The sequence below is a fragment of the Bacillus sp. EKM501B genome (assembly GCF_011800505.1).
Classification (GTDB): domain Bacteria; phylum Bacillota; class Bacilli; order Bacillales; family Bacillaceae_G; genus Bacillus_A; species Bacillus_A cereus.
On the sequence record NZ_JAALFZ010000019.1, the window covers coordinates 78,158 to 80,249 of the forward strand.

Here is a 2,092-nt window from a genome sequence, read left to right on the forward strand (position 1 = left end):
TTTGTTGAAGTATCGGGTGATTCCTGCAGCTCCGATGAATATGCAAAAGTTTTTGGTGGAATAAAAAACGGGATAGGTTTTATATCAAATAATTTAAATTTAGTATTTTTTTGATTTGAACAGAACTTACACATATAATCCCCTCCTATAAAAGTTTGTATTATATTGTAAACATGACTTGTATAAAAGTGATAGTACAATTACCTAAAATATTGATATTACTTATATTTTAGGTAATTGCACTATCACTAAGCTTGTATGTAATTAAATTTTAATTCCTCATTTGATAAATCGTTTATTTTAATTTTATATAATATTAAAAAAATGCACTAGGATTACAAATACCTAGTGCATTTTTAAGCTTGCTAATTACGCTCCTTGATCATCACTAACTGATAAAATATCACTAATTTTCACACTAATTTGGTTAGGATTTTCAAGTGTATTTCCAGCATTATTACTTTCTACTTCTACGCCTTCTCCATTACCACGACGAAGCGTAACAAAAGTTTCTCCGATTCGAGTAATAAGACCTTCTACGTGGAATGAAGGTAAAAATAATACAACTCTTGCTCCTACTAATTGAAATGCGCGTAACAAAGTACGGATTTCATCTTCATGATGTTCTGCCATTTTCATCAACCTTTCCTTTGAAATTTATAAAGTAGTGAAGAAGTCTTTTTGAATCAAACCTACTTACTATATGAAATGAAAACTAGTAAAGTAAATCTCATCTTATTTTAGAACTGCCTCACTGCTTTATAAGATAGACTATGTTTTTGATTACAATTTGCTTAGACTTGATCACTATTGATATAAAAACAAACGTCCTCACTATTTATTCTGAAAATTCAGATAATAGTTTTAGAGGAATTTTCTATGAAAAATCTTGATAAATTCCTTACCAAAAATTACGATAATTTTCTATTTATTAAGTCAGATAAATTAGAATAGCAAACAAGAATATTCCTCCTTATAAAAGTGAATTTCTCTTTACTACACAGCAATTAACTTTGAATTTGCTATGATATAAAACATTTAGCCTTTAGAGTGTGTCGCACCATTGACATTTACTATTGCATTGATTTTGAATCCCAGTCCCACATCATATAAACTTTGTACAATACAGATACCTTTGGATTAAATACAGAATTTAAATTTAATGAATTGTTGTATAATAAACAATCCACTCTTTTAGATTCAATTAGAAAAACAATCTTACGATTACACTCTAAAATTATTATTATTTACCTAATCCAAGAGAGATGATGCGATGAAGTTTTTCCAGTCGATATTTAGAGGATTTCGCTTAATCAGTAGGATTGTTAATCCAATACTAAAGGCATTATCTAAAAGTAAATTTTAATTACATAGAACTAAAAAAAGGCCGCCCAACAGGACGGCTCTTACTTTTGTTAATCAAACTATTCTTTTGTAAAAAATCATTTTACATATACATAGGTCTCATTTTAAGTTACATAGAATGCTTTGTTTTTATTATTTTGTACTTTTTAAGAATTAAAAAATGACATACACACTTACAGTAAATGTATTTGCTCTGAATCACGTATTAGCTGAACAAAATTCATTATTCATTACCTCCAGTTTCTTCAGTCTCATAAACTTCTAATCTAAGAGCAAAAGCAAGTTTATAAAATACTCTAGCCTTAACACGTCGATAAGTACGCTCGCTCATGCCAATTTCGTTGTATACCATATAATTACATATATCTTCATCTTCTAAGTAACGCTTAATGATGATGTTTCTTTGATCCTTTCCTGCACGCCCATTACCCAAACAACTAAGAAACTGGTCAATACGAAATGATGTTTGCTTAATCCACGCTTCTCGTTTGCTTTGTTGTATATTAGCCATTGCAACATCTTCTAATGGCTTTCCTACATCATTTGTAGGTCCGTGATATCTAATTCCATAAGAAGGAGTGACTTTCATTTCTTCACGCATCATTCCAAACTGCCTATATAAACGTACACATTCCATGAACCGAGCAGTTCTGCTTTTTTTATTAAACGGATAAAATTCGATATTCTAACAATACTACTCATAATACAACTTGAGCAGTTAACTTTT

Annotated in this window: 1 protein-coding gene and 1 pseudogene; both read right to left on the reverse strand. The window is 29.7% G+C overall.

Annotated elements, in window-relative coordinates:
• Positions 1-369 precede the first annotated feature (369 nt).
• Entirely contained in the window at positions 370-639 is a 270-nt protein-coding gene (locus tag HFD78_RS24375) for a hypothetical protein (protein ID WP_000781353.1), read from the reverse strand.
• Positions 640-1,588: 949 nt separating this feature from the next.
• Positions 1,589-2,002, reverse strand: a pseudogene (locus HFD78_RS24380) (ArpU family phage packaging/lysis transcriptional regulator); the annotation flags it as partial.
• Between the last annotated feature and the right edge of the window lie 90 nt (positions 2,003-2,092).

What these genes read in the sequence shown, in the direction of transcription:
- HFD78_RS24375 (WP_000781353.1), bottom strand. Translation starts at nt 639, where the DNA reads ATGAAAATGGCAGAACATCATGAAGATGAAATCCGTACTTTGTTACGC.